Source organism: Microbacterium sp. NPDC058269 (assembly GCF_042881445.1).
In the GTDB taxonomy this organism is placed as follows: Bacteria; Actinomycetota; Actinomycetes; order Actinomycetales; family Microbacteriaceae; genus Microbacterium.
On the sequence record NZ_JBHVXT010000001.1, the window covers coordinates 165,534 to 187,343 of the forward strand.

The 21,810-nt window shown below is 69.4% G+C and carries 15 protein-coding genes; 12 read left to right on the forward strand and 3 right to left on the reverse strand.

Features of this window, described 5'->3' with window-relative positions; genetic code table 11:
- Nucleotides 1-57 precede the first annotated feature (57 nt).
- From mmsB to ACFVWL_RS00805, 3 genes are all read right to left on the reverse strand, one after another.
- The gene (mmsB, locus tag ACFVWL_RS00795) at nucleotides 58-1,428 is read right to left on the reverse strand and encodes a multiple monosaccharide ABC transporter permease (protein WP_387177405.1); all 1,371 of its coding nucleotides are present in this window, start codon (nucleotides 1,426-1,428) and stop codon (nucleotides 58-60) included.
- Nucleotides 1,425-2,945 carry a multiple monosaccharide ABC transporter ATP-binding protein gene (gene mmsA, locus ACFVWL_RS00800; protein WP_387180885.1) on the reverse strand — a complete coding sequence of 507 codons (1,521 nt, stop codon included), beginning with the start codon at nucleotides 2,943-2,945 and terminating at the stop codon, nucleotides 1,425-1,427. The genes mmsB and mmsA overlap by 4 nt, the downstream gene beginning before the upstream one ends.
- A 208-nt stretch (nucleotides 2,946-3,153) precedes the next feature.
- On the reverse strand, nucleotides 3,154-4,167 hold the full coding sequence (locus ACFVWL_RS00805; RefSeq protein ID WP_387177407.1) for a LacI family DNA-binding transcriptional regulator: 1,014 nt from the start codon (nucleotides 4,165-4,167) through the stop codon (nucleotides 3,154-3,156).
- Here ACFVWL_RS00805 and ACFVWL_RS00810 point away from each other — a divergent pair.
- From ACFVWL_RS00810 to menC, 12 genes are all read left to right on the forward strand, one after another.
- Nucleotides 4,096-5,832, forward strand: a complete 1,737-nt coding sequence (locus ACFVWL_RS00810; RefSeq protein ID WP_387177409.1) for an amidohydrolase family protein — start codon at nucleotides 4,096-4,098, stop codon at nucleotides 5,830-5,832. The genes ACFVWL_RS00805 and ACFVWL_RS00810 overlap by 72 nt on opposite strands.
- Complete coding sequence (locus ACFVWL_RS00815) at nucleotides 5,829-7,160, forward strand: serine hydrolase domain-containing protein (protein WP_387177411.1); 1,332 nt, start codon at nucleotides 5,829-5,831, stop codon at nucleotides 7,158-7,160. Before ACFVWL_RS00810 ends, ACFVWL_RS00815 begins: the two co-directional genes overlap by 4 nt.
- Nucleotides 7,161-7,302: 142 nt before the next feature.
- Nucleotides 7,303-8,691 carry a serine hydrolase domain-containing protein gene (locus tag ACFVWL_RS00820; RefSeq protein WP_387177413.1) on the forward strand — a complete coding sequence of 463 codons (1,389 nt, stop codon included), beginning with the start codon at nucleotides 7,303-7,305 and terminating at the stop codon, nucleotides 8,689-8,691.
- Complete coding sequence (locus ACFVWL_RS00825; protein ID WP_387177415.1) at nucleotides 8,688-9,614, forward strand: serine hydrolase; 927 nt, start codon at nucleotides 8,688-8,690, stop codon at nucleotides 9,612-9,614. Before ACFVWL_RS00820 ends, ACFVWL_RS00825 begins: the two co-directional genes overlap by 4 nt.
- 58 nt (nucleotides 9,615-9,672) lie before the next feature.
- Nucleotides 9,673-11,268: an ABC transporter substrate-binding protein gene (locus ACFVWL_RS00830; RefSeq protein ID WP_387177417.1), complete on the forward strand. Its 1,596-nt coding sequence runs from the start codon at nucleotides 9,673-9,675 to the stop codon at nucleotides 11,266-11,268.
- 20 nt (nucleotides 11,269-11,288) lie between these two features.
- Entirely contained in the window at nucleotides 11,289-12,287 is a 999-nt protein-coding gene (locus tag ACFVWL_RS00835; RefSeq protein WP_387177419.1) for an ABC transporter permease, read from the forward strand.
- On the forward strand, nucleotides 12,287-14,275 hold the full coding sequence (locus ACFVWL_RS00840; protein ID WP_387177421.1) for a dipeptide/oligopeptide/nickel ABC transporter permease/ATP-binding protein: 1,989 nt from the start codon (nucleotides 12,287-12,289) through the stop codon (nucleotides 14,273-14,275). The genes ACFVWL_RS00835 and ACFVWL_RS00840 overlap by 1 nt, the downstream gene beginning before the upstream one ends.
- The gene (locus ACFVWL_RS00845) at nucleotides 14,272-15,315 is read left to right on the forward strand and encodes an ABC transporter ATP-binding protein (protein WP_387177423.1); all 1,044 of its coding nucleotides are present in this window, start codon (nucleotides 14,272-14,274) and stop codon (nucleotides 15,313-15,315) included. Before ACFVWL_RS00840 ends, ACFVWL_RS00845 begins: the two co-directional genes overlap by 4 nt.
- Before the next feature lie 19 nt (nucleotides 15,316-15,334).
- Nucleotides 15,335-18,667, forward strand: coding sequence for a serine hydrolase (locus tag ACFVWL_RS00850; protein ID WP_387177425.1), 3,333 nt, complete (start codon nucleotides 15,335-15,337; stop codon nucleotides 18,665-18,667).
- Complete coding sequence (locus tag ACFVWL_RS00855; protein ID WP_387177427.1) at nucleotides 18,667-19,818, forward strand: M20 family metallopeptidase; 1,152 nt, start codon at nucleotides 18,667-18,669, stop codon at nucleotides 19,816-19,818. Before ACFVWL_RS00850 ends, ACFVWL_RS00855 begins: the two co-directional genes overlap by 1 nt.
- Entirely contained in the window at nucleotides 19,815-20,690 is an 876-nt protein-coding gene (locus ACFVWL_RS00860) for a GNAT family N-acetyltransferase (RefSeq protein WP_387177429.1), read from the forward strand. Before ACFVWL_RS00855 ends, ACFVWL_RS00860 begins: the two co-directional genes overlap by 4 nt.
- On the forward strand, nucleotides 20,687-21,793 hold the full coding sequence (gene menC, locus ACFVWL_RS00865) for an o-succinylbenzoate synthase (RefSeq protein ID WP_387177431.1): 1,107 nt from the start codon (nucleotides 20,687-20,689) through the stop codon (nucleotides 21,791-21,793). The genes ACFVWL_RS00860 and menC overlap by 4 nt, the downstream gene beginning before the upstream one ends.
- Nucleotides 21,794-21,810 lie beyond the last annotated feature (17 nt).

Sequence of the window (21,810 nt, forward strand, 5' to 3'; positions counted from 1 at the left end):
GATCTCTTTCTCTGGTGTGTGAAGGTCCAGGCGCGTGTGCGGTGCGCGACTCGACCCCTACTTTCCGCGCGTCTCGTCGACGGCGGGGGCTTCGTACTTCTGGCTGGTGGGGTAGTTCGCCTTCGGGTCGAAGGTCTCGAGCGCGGGGTCTTCCTTGCGACCGAACCGTCGCGTCAGGAACCCGATGATCGAGGGGCGGCCCTGCTGCTTGTTCCAGACGTCGACACCGACCGCGAACAGGAGCACGAGGCCCTTGATCATCGAGACCACGTCGGCGCCGGCGCCGAGCAGCGCGAGTCCGTTGTTGAGGAACGCCATCACGAGACCACCGATGATCGACCCGATCACGGTTCCGATGCCGCCCGAGACGGCGGCGCCACCGATGAAGACCGAGGCGATGGCGTCGAGCTCCCAGCCGTTGCCGTCCTGCGGACCGGAGGCCGTGGCACGGGCGACGTAGATCATTCCGGCGAGCGAGGCGAGCACCGACATGTTCATCATGACGAAGAAGTCGACCCAGCGGTCCTTCACGCCCGACAGACGCGCCGCCTGGCGATTGCCGCCGACGGCGTAGATGTGGCGGCCGAACACGGTGTTGTTCGTGATGAACGAGTAGAGGATGACGAGGGCGAGCAGGATGACGCCCGAGATCGGGAAGCTGGTGCCTTCACGCCCTGTCGCGAACAGCCATCCCGCGATGAGGATCACGGCCGAGATCAGCACGACCTTGGTGACGCTCACCCAGCGCGGCGCCATGTCCGAGCCCATCTTCGCCTGCGCGCGGCGGGTGCGGATCTCGGAGATGACGATCCAGAGCACACCGATCAGAGCGAGGAGCATCGTGAACACGTTGAACGGCACGGGGATGAACGACAGCTCGGGCAGGTACCCGGCGCCGATGACCTTGAACCCCTCCGGGACGGGGATCGACTGCGAGTCGCCGACCCACTGGTTCGCGCCACGGAAGAAGAGCATGCCCGCCAGCGTCACGATGAATGCGGGCACCCCGACGTACGCGACCCAGAATCCTTGCCAGGCGCCCACCAGCACGCCCACGCCGAGACCGAGGAGAATGGCCAGCGGCCACGGCAGATCCCAGTCCGCCATCGCCTTGGCGACGACGATGCCGGTGAACGCCGCGACCGATCCGACCGACAGGTCGATGTGCCCCATGATGATGACCATCACCATGCCGATCGCGAGGATCAGGATGTAGGAGTACTGGTTGACGACGTTGATCAGGTTGCCCGACGAGAGTGTGAGTCCCTGACCTTTGAAGATCCAGGTGAGCACCTGGAAGACGACGAGGATCACGACGAGGCTGCCGAGGATGCCGAACTGACGGAGGGTCGACTGACCGCCTCCGAACATCTTCGTGATGTCCTTGAAGTGGAAGCCGCGCTTCGTTGCGGTGGTGTCGGTGGTCATGCGGATGCTTTCTGGGTCGCGGAGGTCATGCTGCGCATGAGGTCCTCAGGTGTCGCCTGATCGGCCGGGATGCAGTCGGTGACCCGACCTTCGAAGACGGTGTAGATGCGGTCGGAGATGCCGAGGAGCTCGGGCAGCTCACTGGAGATGACGATGACGCCCTTGCCTTGAGCGGCGAGCTGGTTGATAATCGCGTAGATCTCGTACTTGGCGCCGACGTCGATGCCGCGCGTGGGCTCGTCGAGGATGAGCAGGTCGGGATCGGTGAACATCCACTTCGCCAGCACGACCTTCTGCTGGTTTCCACCGGAGAGCTTGCCGACCCCCTCTTCGACCGAGGGCGTCTTGATGCGGAGCGCCGTGCGATACTCCTCCGCGACGGCGAACTCGGCGCGGGCGTCGACGACACCGCGCTTGGCGATCTTGGAGAGCTTGGCGGCGACGACCGAACGCTTGATCGTGTCGAGCAGGTTGAGCCCGAGCACCTTGCGGTCCTCGCTCACGTACGCGAGCCCGTGCTTGATCGCCGAGGCCACGTCGTGGAGAGCGACCTCCTGGCCGTCCTTGATCAGCGTGCCGGAGAGGAACGTGCCGTAGGAGCGGCCGAAGATGCTCATCGCGAACTCGGTGCGCCCCGCGCCCATGAGACCGGCGATACCGACGACCTCGCCGCGGCGCACGTTGATGTTCGAGCCCTTCACGACCATGCGCTCCGGCACGGTCGGATGCTGGACCCACCAGTCCTTGACCTCGAAGAACACCTCGCCGATCTCGGGGGTGCGATCCGGGTACCGGCTCTCGAGCGAGCGACCGACCATGCCGCGGATGATGCGATCCTCGTTGATCTCGCCGCGGGAGATGTCGAGCGTCTCGACCGTGCGGCCGTCGCGGATGATCGTGATCTCGTCGGCGATCTGCTCGATCTCGTTGAGCTTGTGGCTGATCATGATCGACGCGATGCCCTTGGCCTTCAACCCGAGGATCAGATCGAGCAGGTGCTGCGAGTCGTTCTCGTTGAGGGCGGCGGTCGGCTCGTCGAGGATGAGCAGCTTGACGTCCTTGTTGAGCGCCTTCGCGATCTCGATCAGCTGCTGCTTGCCGACGCCGAGGGTCTTGATCTGCGCGTCGGGGTCTTCACTCAGCCCGACGCGGGCGAGGAGCTCGATGGTCCGCTCCTTCTGGGCCTGCCAGTCGATGCGGCCGAGGTGCTGGATCTCGTTGCCGAGGAAGATGTTCTCGGTGACGGAGAGTTCCGGGATCAGCGCCAGCTCCTGGTGGATGATCGCGATGCCGGCCTGCTCGCTGGCGACGATGTCCTTGAAGCGCTGCTCCTCGCCGTAGAGCAGGATCTCGCCGTCGTAGGTGCCGTACGGGTACACCCCGGACAGGACCTTCATCAGGGTCGACTTCCCGGCGCCGTTCTCGCCGCAGATCGCATGGATCTCGCCGGCGCGGACGGTGATCGAGACGTCGGCCAGCGCCTTGACCCCCGGGAACTCCTTGGTGATGCTGCGCATCTCCAGGATGGGGCCTGACACGGTAGGCAACGTTGCTGTGGTGCTCACGGATCTTTCCTCGCGACGTGCGGTCACCTTCGATGTGACCGTTCACATTGGATTACATCGTCCACTCACGACGAACCTCTGTCAAGTCCGGGCGCCGATTTCGTGTCGCTACCGTGATCCGGCGGCGCGAAAGCGCTGGGAGCGGTCCCGTCGCAGACTGCTATCGGGCCGCAGCGGATTCGCGTGCACGCAGGATCGTCTGCAGCGGGCCGAACTCCGGCACCTGCTCGCCGCGGATCTGTGCGAGCAGTATCCGTACCGCCCGGCGACCGAGTTCGGGGAAGTCCTGGTGCACGGTGCTGAGGGTCGGCGCCACGTGCGCTGCGACCGGGATGTCGTCGAACCCGATCACGCTCACGTCGTGCGGAACCCGCACCCCCGCGTCGCGGAACCCGTGCATCAGCCCGATCGCCATCAGGTCGTTCGCGGCGAACACCGCCGTGAAGTCCCGGCGGAGCGAGAGCTCCTTGCCGGCGAAGTAGCCGAAGTCCGCGGTCCAGTCGCCGCGGATCGGGGGGAATGTCGGCAGATCGGCCTCGCGCAGTCCATCGAGGTAGCCGCGCATGCGCGACTCGGCCTCGATCCAGTCCTGAGGCCCGGCCAGATGCAGGATGTCGCTGTGACCGAGCGAGATCAGGTGCTCCGTCGCCGCCTTGGCACCCGCCACCTGGTCGGCCGACAGACTCACGCCATCCGATCCCGACGCGGTCTGCAGCGTCACGAACGGCATATCCACCGACATGCCGCGCAGGACATGGAACACCCGCACCTGCGGGGCCAGCACCACGATGCCGTCGGCCTGCTCACGCGAGAGCTGGCGCACCGCATTCCCGATCGCCTCGGGTGTGGTGTCGGCGAGGTTCAGGGTCGAGACCGAATAGCCCTCTTCGCGCGCCGCATCCTCGATGCCGGCGATGGACGACGTGGGACCGAACTCCCCGATCGTCGCGGACAGGATGCCCAGCATGTTCGACTTGCTGGTGACGAGCGCGCGGGCGGCGAGGTTCGGGCGGTAGTCGAGCACCGAGATCGCATCGAGGACCTTGGCCTTCGTCTCGGGCCGGATGCTCGGATGATCGTTGAGCACGCGGGAGACGGTCTGATGCGAGACCCCGGCGAGCCGGGCGACGTCGCGGATACTCGGCAGCCGCGCACGCTCGGAGGCGGTGGACATCACTTGCCTCCTTGCGTGTGCACGGTCACATCCCCACTACATTATGTCTGTCGGCGCGAGAGCGTGCACCACTCGGTGATCGGTCTCCCGCAGATCGGGTTGTGCGCCGGCACCGGAACGACCACCCTGTTTCGTCGAGCGGCACCGGAACGCTCCTCTCCCGCATGGCAGGGTGACAGCGTGGACACTCTGCTGCGCGGCGGGCGCGTCATCGACCCGAAGACGGAAACCGACCGGATCACCGACCTCCTGATCGCCGACGGTCGCGTGGCCGCACTCGGCGACGGGCTCGCGGCCCCGCCCGACGCCGAGGTGGTGGATGCCACGGGACTCATCGTCGGCCCCGGCTTCGTCGACCTGCACAGCCACGTGCACTCGATCGCGGGTCAGCGGCTGCAGGCGATGGACGGCGTGACCACCGCCCTCGACCTCGAAGCCGGACTCATGCCGATCGCCGAGGCCCTCGCTCGCGCAGCGGCCGACGGTCGACCGCTGAACTACGGCTTCTCGGCGTCCTGGTCGCAGGCACGGGCGTATGCGCACCTCGACCGGGTTCCCGTCGCCGACTTCACCGCGTCGATGGATCTGCTCGGGAAGCCGGACTGGCAGCGGTCCTCCTCCCCCACCGAACGCCGTCGCTGGCTGGGCCTGCTGGAGGACGAACTCGGCGCCGGCGCACTCGGCATCGGGGTGCTCATGGGCTACGCGCCACGCTCCGACCCGGGCGAGTACCTCGACCTCTCCCGCCTGGCCGCCGCCGCGCACGCTCCGACCTTCACGCACGTGCGCGAGCTGATCGAAGCCGACCCCCGCACGCCGATCGACGGCTCGGAGGAGCTCGTGCGCGCCGCCGCCGAGACCGGGGCCGCGATGCACCACTGCCATGTGAACAGCACTTCGCTGCGCCACATCGACCGCGTACTGGGCCTGCTCGATCGCAGCCGCGCCGCCGGTTCGCGCGTCACCGTCGAGGCCTACCCCTACGGCGCCGGCAGCACGGCGATCGGCGCGTTCTTCCTCGCCCCCGAGAAGCTCGCAGGACTCGGCATCACCCCGAGCTCGCTGGTGCTGGTCGACACCGGCGAGCGCATCGCCGACGAGACCCGCCTGCGCGAAGTGCGGGCGACCGATCCCGGCGCCACCTGCATCGTGACCTTCCTCGACGAGGCCGATCCGTTCGGCCGCGCGCACCTGCACCGCGCCCTGGCCTATCCCGATTCGATCGTGGCGAGCGATGCGATGCCGATCTCGTGGACCGCGAGCGACGGACGGACCGTGTACGAGCAGCGCGACTGGCCGCTCCCCGCCGGCGGTCACACGCATCCACGCACCGCGGGGACGTTCGCGAAGTCGCTGCGGCTCATGGTTCTCGAGAGTGGCACGTGGAGCTGGCTCGAAGCCTTCCGCCGCTGCTCGTTCCTGCCCGCGCGGGTTCTCGACGAGGTGTCGACGGGTATGCGCGGCAAGGGGCATCTCGCGGTCGGAGCGGATGCCGACCTCGTGGTGATCGACCCGACGACGCTGACCGACAGAGCGACCTACGCCGACGCGACCCGACCGTCGCAGGGCGTGAGGGAGCTGTACGTGCACGGCACTCGCGTCGTGCACGAAGGCGAGATCGTGCCCACGGCCCTGCCGGGGCGCGCCGTACGAGGGGATGCATGATGGGCGACGACCTGCAGGACTTCCTGGATGCCGCGGCCGCAGAGCTGGGCGTCCCCGGCGCGGTGGTCGGTGTGGTCGACGGAGACCGGGAGATCATCGCGACGACCGGCGTCGCCGCAGTCGACACCGGCGCCGCGGTGACGGAGCGCACGCTGTTCCAGATCGGCTCGACCTCCAAGACCTTCACGGGGACCGTCGCGATGCACCTGATCGAGAACGGGGCACTCGACCTCGACACCCGTGTGGTCGACGTGCTCCCCGACTTCCGGCTCGCCGACGACGAGGCGCTCGCGGCGCTGCGCATCCGGCACCTCCTCACGCACTCCGGCGGCTTCCTGGGCGACGCGGACGATCATCCGGGCTGGGACGATGACGCCCTCGCCCGCAATGTGGCGACCTTCTCCGGCCTCCCGCAGTTCTTCGCGCCCGGCACGATCGCCTCGTACAGCAATGCCGGCATCCGCCTGCTGGGTCGTGTGATCGAGAAGGTCACGGGCGAGACGTTCGAGCAGGCGGTGCAGCGCATCGTCCTCGATCCGTTGGGGATGTCCGAGACGTTCTACTTCCCGTGGGACGTGATCGCGCGCCCGCATGCCGTCGGCCACGTGCCCGATGCGGACGGAGCGATGACCACGTTCCCGCACTGGCCGCTGACACGCGACATCGCGGCCGAGGGCGGCATCGCGTCGTCGGTGCGCGACCAGCTCACCTACGCCCGCTTTCAGATGCGCGGCGAGTCCGAGGGTGCGACTCCCGTGACCGAGGCGACGAGACTCCTGATGCAGCAGCCCCACCTCGCCGCGGGTCCGCCCATCGACGCGATCGGGCTGCCTTGGCTGCTCGCCCGGCACGGCTCGGCCCGGGTCGTGATGCACGGGGGAAACATCTCCGACACGCAACTGAGCGAATTCGTGCTCGCTCCGGATGAAGACCTGGCCGTCACCGTGCTGAGCAACAGCGGCAGCGGCAAGGCCCTCGGGACGAAGGTCGTGGACTGGTGCTTCACACAGCTGCGCGGCATCGAGAAGTCCGCCGAGACGGCGGAGCTGCAGCCGACGGAGAGGCTCGATGAGCTGGTCGGCACCTACGACGCCGGGCAGTGGCGCTATGACGTGGGCCGTGTCGACGATGCGCTCGAGTTCGCGATGGTGCTGCGTGAGGACATCGCGGCCCTCGGCATCCCCGCGCGCCCGCCGCTGCGGCTTCGTGTGCGTGCCGACGGCGCCCTGATCACCGACACGGACCAGGCCGTGGGACGCGTGCTCGGCGCTGCGGAGGGCGGTCCCGAGCTACTCCATGTGGGTATGCGGGCCGTGCGGCGCCGCTGACCCGCCGATCCTTCGTCCGGGCGCACCAAGGCCTGCGCAAGTCTCGTCGCCGGACACCAACGAGTAGACGGATCGCGCGAATAGTCTCGGCCCCATCGCCGTCGCCCGAAGACGACGGCCCACTCGACGAAGAGGAGCGCACGTGTCCGACCTGAACGAAATCGGCAGCTGGGTGCGGGAGAACCTTCCCACGATGCTGGCCGACGCGCATATCCCTGCAGCATCCGTCGCGATCCTGGCCGGTGGCGAGATCTTCACCACCGCCGCCGGGATCCTCAATCGCAACACCGGCGTCGAAGCCGATGAAGACTCGGTCTTCCAGATCGGCTCGATCACGAAGACCTGGACCGCGACGCTCATCATGCAGCTCGTCGACGAGGGGTTGCTCGACCTCGACGCCCCGGTACGCGACACCGTGCCCGCGTTCGCGATCGGCGACGACACGGCGGCGAGCGCGATCACCACCCGCCAGCTGCTCAGCCATGTGAGCGGGTTCGAGGGCGACCTGTTCAACGACACCGGGGTCGGCGACGACGCGGTGGAGAAGTACCTCGCGACGATCGCCGACGCCCCGCAGCTCTTCGCCCCCGGCGAGCGCTTCTCGTACAACAACGCCGCGTTCGTGGTGCTCGGTCGCATCGTCGAGGTGCTGCGCGGCACGTCGTACGATCAGGCGCTGCGCACGCACCTCGCTGCTCCGCTGGGGCTCACCCACGTGGCCACCACGGCCGCGGAGGCGATCATGTTCCGCGCGGCGCTGGGGCACATCCCCGCCGAGGGCAGCGATGAGCCGGTTGCGGCGCCGGTGTGGAGCCTCGTGCGCTCGAACGCGCCGGCCGGTTCGATGCTCGCCATGACGGCGCGCGACCTGGTGAGCTACGCCCGCATGCACCTGGACGGCGGCGTCGCCCCCGATGGCACGCGTGCGCTCTCGGAACAGAGCGTGCGGGCGATGCAGGAGCGACAGATCGACCTCCCCGAACTCGGCCTGATGGGCGATGCGTGGGGCCTCGGCTGGGAGATCTTCGACTGGGACGGCGGACCCGTGATCGGGCACGACGGCGGCACGATCGGCCAGAACGCGTTCCTGCGGATGGTCCCGGGCGCGGGGGTCGCGGTGGCCGTCCTCACGAACGGCGGACGCACGGTCGACGCGTACCACGCGATCACGTCGAAGGTGCTCGCGGCTCTCGCGGGCGTCACGGTCCCTGCGCTGCCTTCGGTTCCGGAGTCTCCGGTCGCGATCGACCTCGAGCGGATCCTCGGCACCTACTCGTCGTCTGTCTCCGACTCGACGGTGCGGGTCGACGACCAGGGCCGCATCTGGCTCGAACGCACCATGAAGGGGATCTTCGCCGAACTGGGTCCGGCTCCCGAGCCGGTCGAACTCGTCGGCTGGGCGGGCGACACCCTGCTCCCCCGCGAGCCGCAGAACGGCATGCACATGCCGCACGCGTTCGTCGGCGACGACGGCAGCGGACGCGCCCTGTACCTGCACACAGGACGCGCCGACCGCCGGGTCGACGCGTGAGCACGGTCGCGGCCACGGCGCCGGAGACGACCGCGTCGATCGCGTCGATCGCCGAGATCTTCGCGGATGCGGGAGCCACGGGCTTCCTGCATGCGCGGGAGATCGGCGTGGACATCGGCCCCGAGGTGACGGTCGGGGCCGACGAGCCGGTGGTGCTCGCCTCGGTCTTCAAGATCCTGGTGCTCACCGCCTTCGTCCGTGCAGTCGCCGACGGCGAACTCGACCCCACGGAGCGCACGACCGTGACGGCGCGCTACCGCATCGGCGGAGTGGGCACGGCCGGATTCGCCGACGACGTCGAGGTCAGCTGGCGCGACCTCGCCCTGAACATGATGACGATGAGCGACAACGCGGCGACCGACGTCATCTACCACCGGCTCGGAGCCGAGGCCGTGAACCGCGTCATCGCCGATCTGGAGCTGCGCGGCACACGCCTCATCGGATGCTGCGAAGACCTGTTCGCCTCGGTGATCGCCGATCTGGGCGGGGCGGCCGACAGCGATCTGGACGACCTGTTCACCGAGGCGACCGCGGAGCAGATCCTCGCGCTCGACGCCGTCCAGCCGCTGCGCACGTCGCACTCGACACCACGCGACGTGACGACTCTGCTGAACGCCCTGTGGACCGACACCGCAGCCTCCGCCGAGGCCTGCCGACAGGCGCGCGACATCATGGCGCTGCAGATCTGGCCGCATCGGCTGACCTCCGGATTCCCGGGAGAGGTGCGCATCGCCGCGAAGACCGGCACGCTCCCCAGCTGGCGCAACGAGGCCGGCGTCGTCACCTATCCCGACGGTCGTCAGTACGCGGTGGCGGTGTTCACCCGGGCCGACTCACTCGTCGACCGGCAGCCGCTCGTCGACGCCTCGATCGGACGCGCCGCTTTCGCCGCGGTCGAGCACCTGCGCGCGCAGACCGCCTGACCCGCACTCCCCCTGCACCACCCACCTGCACCATCCCGAACACTGCTGGAGGCTTCTGATGCGTTCTCGTACCCCGCTGATCGCGCTGCTGGGCGCTGCGGCGCTCGCCCTGACATCCTGCGCCGCAAGCGCTCCGCCGAGTGGAGGCGACGGTGCCGACGGCGTCCTCGCCGACGGCAAGACCTTCACCTCGGTGATCTCCACCGATCCGGGGAGCCTCGACCCGTTCATCACCGTGATGTCGGTCGCCCGCTCCATCGACCGCTTCCTGTACGCGCGGCTCCTCGAGGTGAGGGAAGACGGCACGATCGCCTCCGGCCTCGCCGACTCGTGGGAGGCCGACACGACCACGGCGACCTTCACGCTGCGCGACGGCCTCACCTGTGAGGACGGCACGCCGCTGACAGCCTCCGACGTCGCGGCGAACATCACCCACATCGGCGACCCGGCCAACGCCTCCCCGCTGGTCGGGCTGCAGGTGCAGCCGGGTACGAGCGCCGTGGGCGACGACGCCGCCGGTACGGTCACCGTCACCAGCGGTCGCCCCGACTCGTTCCTGATCGAGAACATCGGCAGCATCTCGATCGTCTGCGCCTCGGTGCTCGACGACCCGGACGCGCTCGCCAAGGGCGAAGGCGCCACCGGCATGTTCACCATGACCGAGATCGCCCCCAACAGCCAGTACACGCTCACGCGGCGGGAAGACTTTGCGTGGGGCCCCGATGACTGGGACCCGAAGCAGAAGGGCCTCCCCGACACCGTGGTGTTCCGCGTCGTGCCGAACGAGACCACGGCGACGAACCTGCTGCTGTCGGGCGAGGTCAACTCGGCCCTGATCATCGGCCCCGACCGCGCCAGAGTGGAGAGCGCCGGGCTCTTCCACACCGACCTCGAGACGCCGGGTGGCTCGTTCACCTTCAACCAGGCCGAGGGCCGGCCGACCGCGGACCAGGCGGTGCGCGACGCCCTGATGCAGGCGGTCGACCTCGAACAGATGCGCCAGGTCATCGGCAGCGGTAACGCCACCGTCCCCACCGGGCTCGTGACGATCTCCCCGAACCCGTGCCGCGCCGACACCGTCTCCGGGCATCTTCCCGAACTCGACGTCGATGCGGCCGCCGCAGCACTCGACGGCGCCGGCTGGAAGGCCGGATCCGACGGGGTGCGTGCGAAAGACGGGGAGACGCTCACCCTGCGGATGATCTACTCCTCCCAGCTCGGAGACGCCGGCAACGCGGCAGCAGAACTCGCCCAGGCGGCATGGAAGAAGCTCGGCGTCGACATCAGCGTCACCGCCGTCGACTCGCCGACCCTCAGCGAGGTCCTGTTCTCGACCGGCGACTGGGACATCTCGGCCGCGCCGCTGACCGTCTCGCTGCCGAGCATGCTCGTGCCCTTCTACTCGGGACCGACAGCCCCGGACGGCACCAACTTCGCCTCCATCGACAACGCCGACTACACCGCGGCTGTCACGGCGGCCTCCGCCAAGGCCGGCGACGAGGGCTGCGATGACTGGGCCGCCGCGGAGGAAGCGCTGTTCGAGACCACCAGCGTCGTCCCCTACGCGAACATCACCCGCTCGACCTTCGCGACCAAGTCGACGTTCACCGAGGGCGACGGCATCGACCCCACGTCGATCCGCATGTACGAGTAGACCGAGACCGGAGACAGCCGATGGCCAGCACCACCGCCACGCAGGCGATACTGATCAGATCCGCACGGTCGGACAACCCCTGGGTGTCCTTCCTGGTCCGGCGCGGAGGGCAGTTCCTGCTCTCGGTGTGGGTGCTGGTCACGGCTGCCTTCCTCATGATCCACCTCGTACCGGGCGATCCGGTGCGCGCAGCCCTCGGGCTGAACGCCCCGGCCGAGCTCGTGGAGGCCCGACGCGCGGCTCTCGGCCTCGACCAGCCGCTCATCGTGCAGTACTTCCGCTACATCGGGGGCCTGTTCACCGGCGACATGGGCACGTCGATGATCACCAGCCAGCCGGTGTCCGAGATCATCGCCACCCGGCTCCCCGCGACCCTGCAACTCGCATTGCTCGCGGTCGTGCTGGTGCTGCTCGTCTCGGTCCCCCTCGGGGTGACGATGGCCGTGGCCACCCGCGGCGGTCGGCGACGCGGCCTGGAGCTGGCGTTCGCGACCGGCTCGGTCATCCTCGCCGCCATCCCCGAATTCCTCCTCGCCGTCGGCCTCGTCTACGTGTTCGCGGTGTCGCTGGGCTGGTTCCCGGTAGCCGGCAACACCGCCCCGCTCTCGCTCGTCCTCCCCGTGGTGGCGCTCGCGGTCGGCCCCATCGCCGTGTTCTCGCGCATCATCCGGGTCGAGGTGCTCTCGGTGCTCGGCCAGGACTTCATCCGCACCGCACGGGCCAAGCGACTCGCCCCGCACCGCATCTACTCCCGCCACGCGCTGCCGAACGCGATGACCGCGACCCTGACCCTGACCGGCCTGCTCCTGACGGGCATGGTCGCCGGCACCGTGCTGGTCGAGAACGTCTTCGCCTGGCCGGGCTTGGGCACCATGATCGTGCAGTCGATCCTCACCAAGGACTACTCGGTCGTGCAGGGCATCGTGCTCGTGTACGGCGTCGGTGTACTCATCGTGAACCTCGTGATCGACGTGATCCTCGCGCTCCTCGATCCTCGATCCACCATCAGGGAGGCATGATGTCGGCACGTACCGCATGGTCGGGCATCGTCCGTTCACCGCTCGGGATCACGGCTCTCGCCCTGATGCTGCTCGTCACCCTCGGCGCGATCTTCGCCCCGATCATCTGGGGTGCGCAGGCCGAGCAGGTGAACCCGGCCGCGATCACCCAGGGACCCAGCGCCGAGCACCTCCTGGGCACCGACACCCTCGGACGCGACGTGCTCGCCCGTGTGCTGGTCGCCACCCGGCTCTCGGTGGTGCTCGCGGTGATCGCCGTGATCATCGGCGTGGTCGCCGGAACGCTCCTCGGTACGGCGCCGTCCGTGCTCCCGCGGTGGCTCGGACGCCCGATCGTCGGCTTCGTGAACATCGCGGTCGCGTTCCCCGGCCTCCTGCTCGCCCTGTTCTTCGCGGTCATCTTCGGCGTCGGCTCCACGGGCGCCGTGCTCGCGATCGGCTTCGCGATGGCCCCGCAGTTCGCCCGCCTCACCCAGACCCTGTCGGCCGCGATCGCAGGTCGCGACTTCATCTCCGCCGCGCAGGTGGCCGGGGTCTCGCGCGTGCGCATCCTGATCCGGCACATCCTGCCCAACATCGGCGAACCCCTCATCGTGAACGCCACCGTGGCGGCCGGCTCGGCGCTGCTCGCCTTCGCGGGCCTGTCGTTCCTCGGCCTCGGCGTGCAGGTACCCGAATACGACTGGGGCCGTCTGCTCGGCGAGGGCTTGAACCGCATCTACCTGAACCCGGCGGCAGCTCTCGGACCCGCCGTGGCCGTCGTGATCGCCGGTCTCGCATTCAACCTCCTCGGCGAGACCGCCGCCGCCGCCTTGGGCGGACGATCGGCCCGGCGCCGCCACCGTCTCCCCGCCATCGCGCTCTCCGCCGCGAGCACGCCTGGTGCGAGCACGCCCGGAGCCACCCAGCCCGCGCAGGTCGACGGTGAAGAAGTGGTGCTCCTCGTCGACGACCTGCGCGTCTCCTTCCCGACCCCCTCCGGATGGGTCACCCCGGTGCGGGGCGTCTCGTTCACGGTCTCGCGCGGAGAGGCGATCGGCGTCGTCGGCGAGTCCGGATCGGGCAAGAGCCTCACCGCGCTCGCGGCCGCCCGCCTCATCGAGCGCCCGGGCCACGTCGCCGCAGCACGGCTGGACTTCTGCGGCACCCCGCTGATGACCACGTCCGACCGTGCCGTGCGGAGCCTGCTCGGCACCTCGCTCGCGATGGTCTTCCAAGATCCGATGACCTCGTTCAACCCGACCAGGCGCATCGGATCGCAGCTCGCCGAAGCCTCCTCCGAGCACCAGGACATCACCCGGAAGCAGGCCATGGACCGGGCGATCGAGCGGCTGCAGTCGGTACGGGTGCCCGCGGCTGCGCGCCGAGCCCGCCAATACCCGCACGAGTTCTCCGGCGGCATGCGGCAGCGCGCCATGATCGCCATGGGGCTCATGAACCACCCCCGGCTGATCATCGCTGACGAGCCGACCACCGCACTCGATGTGACCGTGCAGCGGCAGGTGCTGCAGTTGCTCGCGGGCGTGCGGCGCGACACCGATGCGGCGATCCTGCTGATCAGCCACGACATCGCCGTGGTCGCGCAGACCTGCGACCGCGTGCTCGTGATGTACGCGGGCCGCATCGTCGAAGACCTGCCTGCGGCGACCCTGCACACCGAGGCCAGGCACCCGTACACCCGGGCCCTGCTCGAGGTCGTGCCCGAGCTCGACGCCGACCGCAGCGAGCCGCTCAAGATGATCCCCGGTCGACCCCCGGCACCCGGGGCCTTCCCCGTCGGCTGCGCGTTCGCCGCCCGCTGCCCGCTCGCCACCGAGCTCTGCCGCGAGCGCGACCCCGAGCTCGTCGCGGATGACGAAGGACACAGGGTCGCATGCTGGCATCCGGTCAGCGGTGACGCACCGGTACCGGTGACGATCGCCACCACTGCTGATGAGACGGCTGCTGATGAGACGGCCGCAGAAGAGGAAGAGACGGTCCTGCGATGAGCGAGCTGCGTTTCGATCGGGTCAGCGTGCGCTACGGCACGCATCGCGCAGGCCTCACCGCCGTCGACGACGTCTCCCTGGTGGTCCCATCCGGATCCGTCGTCGGGCTGGTCGGCGAATCGGGGTCGGGCAAGTCGACGTTGGCCCGCGCGGCGATCGGCCTCGCGCCGATCAGTGAGGGTGCGATCACGCTCGATGGCGTGGATGTGCGCAGCTTCCGCCGACGCCGTCCCCTCCAGATGGTGTTCCAGGATCCGTTCTCCTCGCTCGATCCGCGCATGACGATCGGCGAATCCATCGCCGAGGCCCTCCCCCGCGACATCCGCGGGGCCGCGGCCCGACGAGCCGAGGTCACGCGCCTGCTCGACCTGGTGAGCCTCGACGCCGACCGCGCACAGTCGCTCCCGGCCGCGCTCTCGGGCGGGCAGCGCCAGCGCATCGCCCTGGCCAGAGCCCTCGCCGCCCGCCCCGAGGTCGTGATCGCCGATGAGATCACCTCGGCGCTCGACGTGTCGGTGCAGGGATCGGTGCTCAACCTGGTGCGGGAGCTGCGCGGCGAACTCGACCTCACGATGCTGTTCATCTCGCACAACCTCTCGGTCGTGCGCTACCTCAGCGACCACATCGCTGTGATGTACCTCGGACGCATCGTCGAGTTCGGGCCCACCGAGCAGGTGCTCGCCGACCCGCAGCACCCGTACACGCGGGATCTGCTCCAGGCGGCGCCCACCCGGCACGGGAACCTGCTGGCGGTCGATCCGCTCGCGCCCGTCGATGTCGAACCGGCCGACCCGCATGCACCGCCCAGCGGATGCCGCTTCCACCCGCGGTGCCCGATCGGTCCGGCCGCGCGACCCGACCGTCAGATCTGCGTGATCGCGGAGCCTCCCCTGCCCTCGGGCACAGCGGGCGCTGCCTGTCATTTCGCCGGGACGCATGCCGACGCCGCACTCGGAACTGTGCCCACCTCCCAAAGCATCCCCCTGGTTTCGGCCACGACCACAACACGGTCCCCGCTCTCAGCGGACACAGTGAACTGACCATCCGATTGGAGCTCCCATGAACCGCGTCACCGTCGACGATCTGCTCTCCGTCCGCACGCCCGAGCAGCCGGCGCTGTCTCCGGACGGCACCCGCATCGCCTTCGTGCTGCGGACGACCGACCGCGACGGCGACCGCGACACACGTGCGCTCTGGCAGGTTTCCGCGTCAGGGGGTACCCCCTCCGCACTGACCCACGCCACCGCCGACTCGACCCCGGTGTGGAGCCCCGACGGCGCGCAGCTGGCGTTCCTGCGTGCCCAGGACGGCCCCGCGCAGCTCTGGCTCCTCCCAGCCACCGGCGGCGAGGCGCGCAGTCTCACCTCGCTCCCGCTCGGGGCCGGAGCTCCGGCATGGAGCCCGGACGGCGAGCGCATCGCGTTCGCCGCGCCTGTCGACAGTGCGGCGCTTCCCGGCGAGGCGGCCGAGACGATCCTCGCCCGCCGGTCAGCTCCCGCCAGCACCGATCGCCTCGGGTACAAGGCCGACGGCGCCGGGAACCTCGGCACCCTCGTGCAGCAGCTGCACGTGCTCGACGTCGCCTCGGGGAAGGTCACGGTGCTCACCCACGGGCGCTCGCACGCGTCCGAGCCGTTCTGGTCGCCCGACGGCATGCTGATCGCCTACTCCGCGAGCGTCGAGGACGACGCGGATCTGACGATGCGGGTCCCGGTGTTCGTGCGCTCCTCCACCGACCCGAACAGCGAGGCCGTGCAGGTCAGCGCCGCCGATGTGCAGGCGACAGCCGTGGGCTGGACCCCCGACGGTCGCCACGTCGTCGCGGCCGGACGCACCGACACCGAGGTCGGCAATGCGGATCTGCTGCTGTTCCCGGTCGAGGGCGGCGACGCGCAGAACATCACGGGAGGTCTCGACCGCAACGTGATGCCGGGCGGTCCGGGCTACCCCGGCGGGATGCCGCAGTTCACGGACGGCGGTGACATCGTGTTCTGCCTGCGCGACAACGGCTACTCGCACGTGTACCGCGTCGCAGCGGACGGCTCGGGCGCCGTGTCGCTCGTGGACGGCACCTCGAACGTATCGGGGCTGTCGGTCGCCGCATCCTCCGCCGCCATCGTGCTCGCCACCCCGGACTCGTTCGGCGACCTCGCGCTCCTCGACCTCACCGACGGGACGACGCGCGTGCTCACCGAGTACGGCACGCCCGACTTCGACCTCGTCCCCGTCGAGGAACGGCGGTTCACGATCTCCGACGGCACGGTCGTCACCGGATGGCTGCGCCGCGACCCCGACGCGACGGGTCCACTCCCGCTGCTGCTCGACATCCACGGTGGTCCTCACAACGCCTCGAACGGCGCGGCCGACCTCACCCACCCGTACCACCAGGTGCTCCCGCGCCGCGGGTGGGCGATCCTCACCCTGAACCCGCGCGGCAGCGACGGCTACGGCGACGCGTTCTTCTCCGCGGTCTCCGGAGGCTGGGGCGTGAACGACGCGAACGACTTCCTCGAGCCGATCGACCAGCTCGTGGCCGAGGGCATCGCGGATCCGGCTCGCCTCGCCGTCACCGGCTACAGCTACGGCGGCTTCATGACCTGCTACCTCACCTCGCGCGACGATCGCTTCGCTGCGGCCGTGGCCGGCGGTGTCGTCACCGACCTGTTCTCGATGGGCGGCACGTCCGACTTCGGCCACTACCTCTCGTCGAAGGAGAACGGCGGACTGCCCTGGCGCGACGAGGAGCGCATCTCGGCGCAGTCTCCATACACCCAGGTCGACCGGGTCACCACGCCCACCCTGATCCTGCACGGCGCGGCGGACGACCGCTGCCCCGTGGGCCAGGCCGAGCAGTGGTTCGCCGCCCTGCGCGAACGCGACGTTCCGACGCGCCTGGTGCTCTACCCCGGCGGTTCGCACCTGTTCCCGCTCTCCGGAGTCCCGTCGCACCGCGCCGACTTCTCCCAGCGCGTGATCGACTGGATCGAGCAGTACGCCCCGCCGGCCGGCAAGCCCGTACGCGCCCGCCTCGACGCCCGCCACTGGCAGCAGCGGCTGAGCGCCCTGGCCGAGGCGCACAAGGTTCCGGGGGCGACCCTCGGCATCCTCCGCGTCGGCGAAGAACCGGTCTATGCGCATCACGGCATACTCAACGTGCGCACCGGGATCGAGACCACCGACGACTCGGTGTTCCAGATCGGATCGATGACGAAGGTCTGGACCGCCTCCGTGGTGATGCGGCTCGTCGACGAGGGCACGCTCGACCTCGACGCCCCGATCGTCGACTACCTTCCGGAGTTCGCCTCCTCGGATCCCGAGGTCACCCGCCGCGTGACGATGCGTCATCTGCTCAGCCACACCAGTGGCATCGACGGCGATGTCTTCACCGATACCGGCCGCGGCGACGACACTCTCGAGAAGTACGTCACCCTCCTGGACGGGATCGCCCAGAACCACCCGCTGGGTGCGACGATGTCGTACTGCAACTCGGGCTTCGTACTCGCGGGTCGCGTGATCGAGAAGATCACCGGCACCAGCTGGGACCAGGCCATGCGCGACCTGCTCATCACTCCGCTCGGACTCACCCATTCCTCCACGCTCCCGGAAGAGGCCATCATGTTCCGGGCCGCGAGCGGCCACACCGAGATCGGCGACGACGGGCCCGTCCTCGCTCCGGCATGGATGCTCCCCCGTGCGATGGGGCCCGCAGGCCTCGTCAACTCCACCACCGCCGATGTGCTCGCGTTCGCCCGAATGCACCTCACCGGAGGACTCGCCGCCGACGGCACACGGGTGCTCTCGGAAGCCAGCGTGGCGCGGATGCAGCAGCACGAGGTGGATGTGCCCGACCCGTACTCGATCGGCGACAGCTGGGGCATCGGCTGGATCCGCTTCGACTGGGACGGCCGCAAGCTGGTCGGCCACGACGGCAACACGATCGGACAGTCGTCGTTCCTGCGCATCCTGCTCGACGAAGGGGTCGCGGTCACGCTGCTCGCCAACGGCGGGAACACCCGCGACCTGTACGACGCGCTCTTCGGCGAGATCTTCGCGGAAGTCGCCGACGTGCACCTCCCCACGGGGCTCGTGCCGCCGGAGGAGCCCTTCACCGCCGACTTCTCGGAGTTCGAGGGCATCTACGATCGGGCCGGCGTCCGCACCGAGATCTTCCGCGACGACGACGGACTGCGCATGCGGACGACGATCAACGGCCCCCTCGCGGCGCTCCTCCCCGACCCCGTGCAGGAGCATCCGCTGGTACCCGTCCGCCCCGGTGAGTTCGTGATGCGACCCGAGGGGGAGCAGGCCTGGCACGCCGTGGTCTTCTACTCCCTGCCCACCGGCGAGCGCTATCTGCACCACGGCGTCCGCGCAGCACCGAAGGTCTCGTGATGAGCGTGCGGGCGGACGTGGACCTCGACCTGGTCCTGGCCGACATCGAGACCCTCGTCTCCTGCGAGTCGCCGTCCGACGACCTCGATGCCGTCGCCCGCAGCGCCGATGTCGTCGCCGCCCTCGGCGAACGACTGCTGGGGGTCGCCCCGGACCGCATCGTGCTCGACGGGCGCACCCATCTGCGTTGGCGGTTCGGCCATCCGGCCGTGCTCGTGCTCGGTCACCACGACACGGTCTGGCCGCTCGGTTCGCTGGAGCGGCTTCCGTTCCGCATCGACGACGGCGTGCTCCGCGGACCCGGGTGCTTCGATATGAAGACCGGCGTCGTGATGGCCCTGCACGCCGTGGCGGCGCTGCCCGATCGCACCGGCGTCAGCATCCTGATCACGGGTGACGAGGAGCTCGGCTCCCCCAGCTCGCGCGCGCTGATCGAGCAGGAGGCGATCGGCTGCGCCGCGTCGTTCGTCCTCGAGGCCTCCGCCGACGGGGGTGCCGTGAAGGTCGCGCGCAAGGGCGTCTCGCTCTACCGGGTTCACGTCACCGGGAGGGCTGCCCATGCCGGACTGGAGCCGGAGCGCGGTGTGAACGCTGCGATCGAGGCGGCACATCTGCTGCTCGCGATCGCCCGACTCGGCGACCCGACGGCGGGTACCAGCGTGACTCCCACACTCGTGCGTGCCGGCAGCACCACGAACACGGTGCCGGCCGAGGCGGAGTTCGCGGTCGATGTGCGGGTGCGCACGGTCGCGGAGCAGGAGCGGGTGGATGCGGCACTCCGCGCCATCCCGGTCACGCTCCCCGGCGCCTCCGTCCGTATGGAGGGCGGTGCGAATCGCCCCCCGCTGGAACCGGATTCCTCGGCGGACCTGCTCTCGCAGGCCGTCGCCATCGCCGAGCGTCGAGGCCTCACCCCGTTCCAGGGCGTCGCGGTGGGAGGCGCCTCTGACGGCAACTTCACCGCCGCTCTCGGGGTGCCGACTCTCGACGGTCTGGGCGCGGTGGGCGGTGGTGCGCACGCCGACGACGAACACGTGATCGTGGCGATGATCCCCGAGCGCACCCTGCTGTTGCGGGAGCTGATCGCCGCGGCCCTGGTCGAGCGAGGAGCGCCGACTGATCACGCAGCGCCGACCGGAGGATGGGCATGAGCATGACGGATGCCGCGGCCTTCCGCGCCTCGCCGGCAGAAGCCTCCGACGCCGCGAGCACCGCCGCCGCGAAAGCGGGTGTGGAGATTCGACTGCTCTCGGAGGTCGACGACTTCGCCCGTGTCGCCGAGCTGTTCCAGAGCATCTGGACCAAGCAGGGCGAGGCCTCTCCGGTCAACGTCGAGACGCTGCGGGCACTATCGAAAGCGGGCAGCTACGTGGGCGGCGCCTTCGAGCACGACGAGCTCGTCGGCGCGTGCTTCGGGTTCTTCGCCGCGCCCGATCAACGCGCCCTCCACAGCCACATCGCCGGTGTCTCGTCGCGGATGCGCGGCCGCAGCGTCGGTTTCGCCCTGAAGGTGCACCAGCGCGCCTGGGCGCTCGAGGAGGGACTCGATGAGATCTCCTGGACGTTCGATCCGCTGATCAGCCGAAACGCGCACTTCAACCTCGTGAAGCTCGCCGCGACGCCCACGTCGTATCACCGCAACTTCTACGGGCACATGGCCGACGCCCTCAACGGTGCGGACGACACCGACCGGATGCTGGTCACCTGGTACGTGCGCGATCCCCGGGTCGTGGCCGCCTGTCACGGGGAGCCGGCCGTCGCGGGAGAGGACATCGCCGCTGCCGAGCCGCTGCTCAGCGTGGGTGAAGACCTCGGGCCGCTCCGGCATCGCACCGACGCGCGCCTGGTGCGTGTGGCACTGCCGCGCGACATCGAGTCGCTGCGACTCACGGAGCCGGCCCGTGCCACCGCGTGGCGTCTGGCGCTGCGCGAGACGCTCGGATCATCGCTGGAGGGTGGCGGGCGTGTGCTCTCGTTCGACCGTTCCGGCGCGTACACCATCGACAGAGGAGAACAGGGATGAAGCTCACCGGATTCGAGCTGCGTGTGATCGAGATGCCGCTGGTGTCGCCGTTCCGGACGTCGTTCGGCGTGCAGACCGTGCGCGAGGCGCTGATCGTGCGCGCCGTCACCGACGAGGCGGAAGGCTGGGGCGAGGGCGTCGCGATGAACGATCCGCTCTACTCCTCCGAGTACGTGGAGGCGAGCGTCGACGTCATCACCCGATTCCTGCTGCCGACGCTCGCCCAGGTGAAGGACCTGGATGCCGGCGGCGTGGCACCGGCGCTGGCGAAGTTCAAGGGGCACCGCATGTCGAAGGCGGCCGTCGAACTGGCGATCCTCGACGCCGAGCTGCGTGCGACCGGCGTCCCTCTCTCGCGGGAGCTCGGCGCGGTGCGCGACCGGGTCGACTGCGGCGTCTCCGTCGGCATCATGGACTCGATCCCCGAACTGCTGGGTGCCGTGAGCGGCTACCTCGACGAGGGCTATGTGCGCATCAAGCTGAAGATCGAGCCCGGCTGGGACATCGAGCCCGTGCGCGCCGTGCGCGAACGGTTCGGCGACGACGTGCTGCTGCAGGTCGACGCGAATACCGCCTACCGCCGGGGTGACGCCCGGCACCTCGCCAAGCTCGACCCGTTCGATCTGCTCCTGATCGAACAGCCCCTCGACGAGGAGGATCTGCTCGGCCATGCGCAGCTCGCGAAGGCCATCACGACCCCGGTGTGCCTCGACGAGTCGATCGTGTCGGCCCGGGCGGCGGCGGATGCGATCGCTCTCGGCGCGTGCTCGATCGTGAACATCAAGCCGGGACGGGTCGGCGGGTACCTGGAGGCGCGTCGCATCCACGATGTCTGTGTCGCCAACGACATCCCGGTGTGGTGCGGCGGAATGCTCGAGACGGGGATCGGGCGTGCGGCGAACGTCGCCCTCGCCGCTCTCCCGGGCTTCACCCTCCCGGGCGACACCTCGGGCTCCGGCCGGTACTACTCGCGCGACATCACCGAGCCGTTCGTCGTCGAGCACGGCACACTCACGGTTCCCACGGGTCCGGGGATCGGCGTCACCCCTGACGCCGATGCGCTGGATGCCGTCACGGTGCGCACCGAGTGGATCACCTTGTGAACGTGGACTGAGCTCGC

Coding starts and splice junctions, on each gene's coding strand:
- ACFVWL_RS00835 (WP_387177419.1), top strand. CDS start 11,289: ATGGCCAGCACCACCGCCACGCAGGCGATACTGATCAGATCCGCACGG.
- ACFVWL_RS00840 (WP_387177421.1), top strand. CDS start 12,287: ATGTCGGCACGTACCGCATGGTCGGGCATCGTCCGTTCACCGCTCGGG.
- ACFVWL_RS00845 (WP_387177423.1), top strand. CDS start 14,272: ATGAGCGAGCTGCGTTTCGATCGGGTCAGCGTGCGCTACGGCACGCAT.
- mmsB (WP_387177405.1), bottom strand. CDS start 1,428: ATGACCACCGACACCACCGCAACGAAGCGCGGCTTCCACTTCAAGGAC.
- ACFVWL_RS00860 (WP_387177429.1), top strand. CDS start 19,815: ATGAGCATGACGGATGCCGCGGCCTTCCGCGCCTCGCCGGCAGAAGCC.
- ACFVWL_RS00810 (WP_387177409.1), top strand. CDS start 4,096: ATGCGAGACCCCGGCGAGCCGGGCGACGTCGCGGATACTCGGCAGCCG.
- ACFVWL_RS00830 (WP_387177417.1), top strand. CDS start 9,673: ATGCGTTCTCGTACCCCGCTGATCGCGCTGCTGGGCGCTGCGGCGCTC.
- ACFVWL_RS00850 (WP_387177425.1), top strand. CDS start 15,335: ATGAACCGCGTCACCGTCGACGATCTGCTCTCCGTCCGCACGCCCGAG.
- mmsA (WP_387180885.1), bottom strand. CDS start 2,945: ATGCGCAGCATCACCAAGGAGTTCCCGGGGGTCAAGGCGCTGGCCGAC.
- ACFVWL_RS00855 (WP_387177427.1), top strand. CDS start 18,667: ATGAGCGTGCGGGCGGACGTGGACCTCGACCTGGTCCTGGCCGACATC.
- menC (WP_387177431.1), top strand. CDS start 20,687: ATGAAGCTCACCGGATTCGAGCTGCGTGTGATCGAGATGCCGCTGGTG.
- ACFVWL_RS00815 (WP_387177411.1), top strand. CDS start 5,829: ATGATGGGCGACGACCTGCAGGACTTCCTGGATGCCGCGGCCGCAGAG.
- ACFVWL_RS00805 (WP_387177407.1), bottom strand. CDS start 4,167: ATGTCCACCGCCTCCGAGCGTGCGCGGCTGCCGAGTATCCGCGACGTC.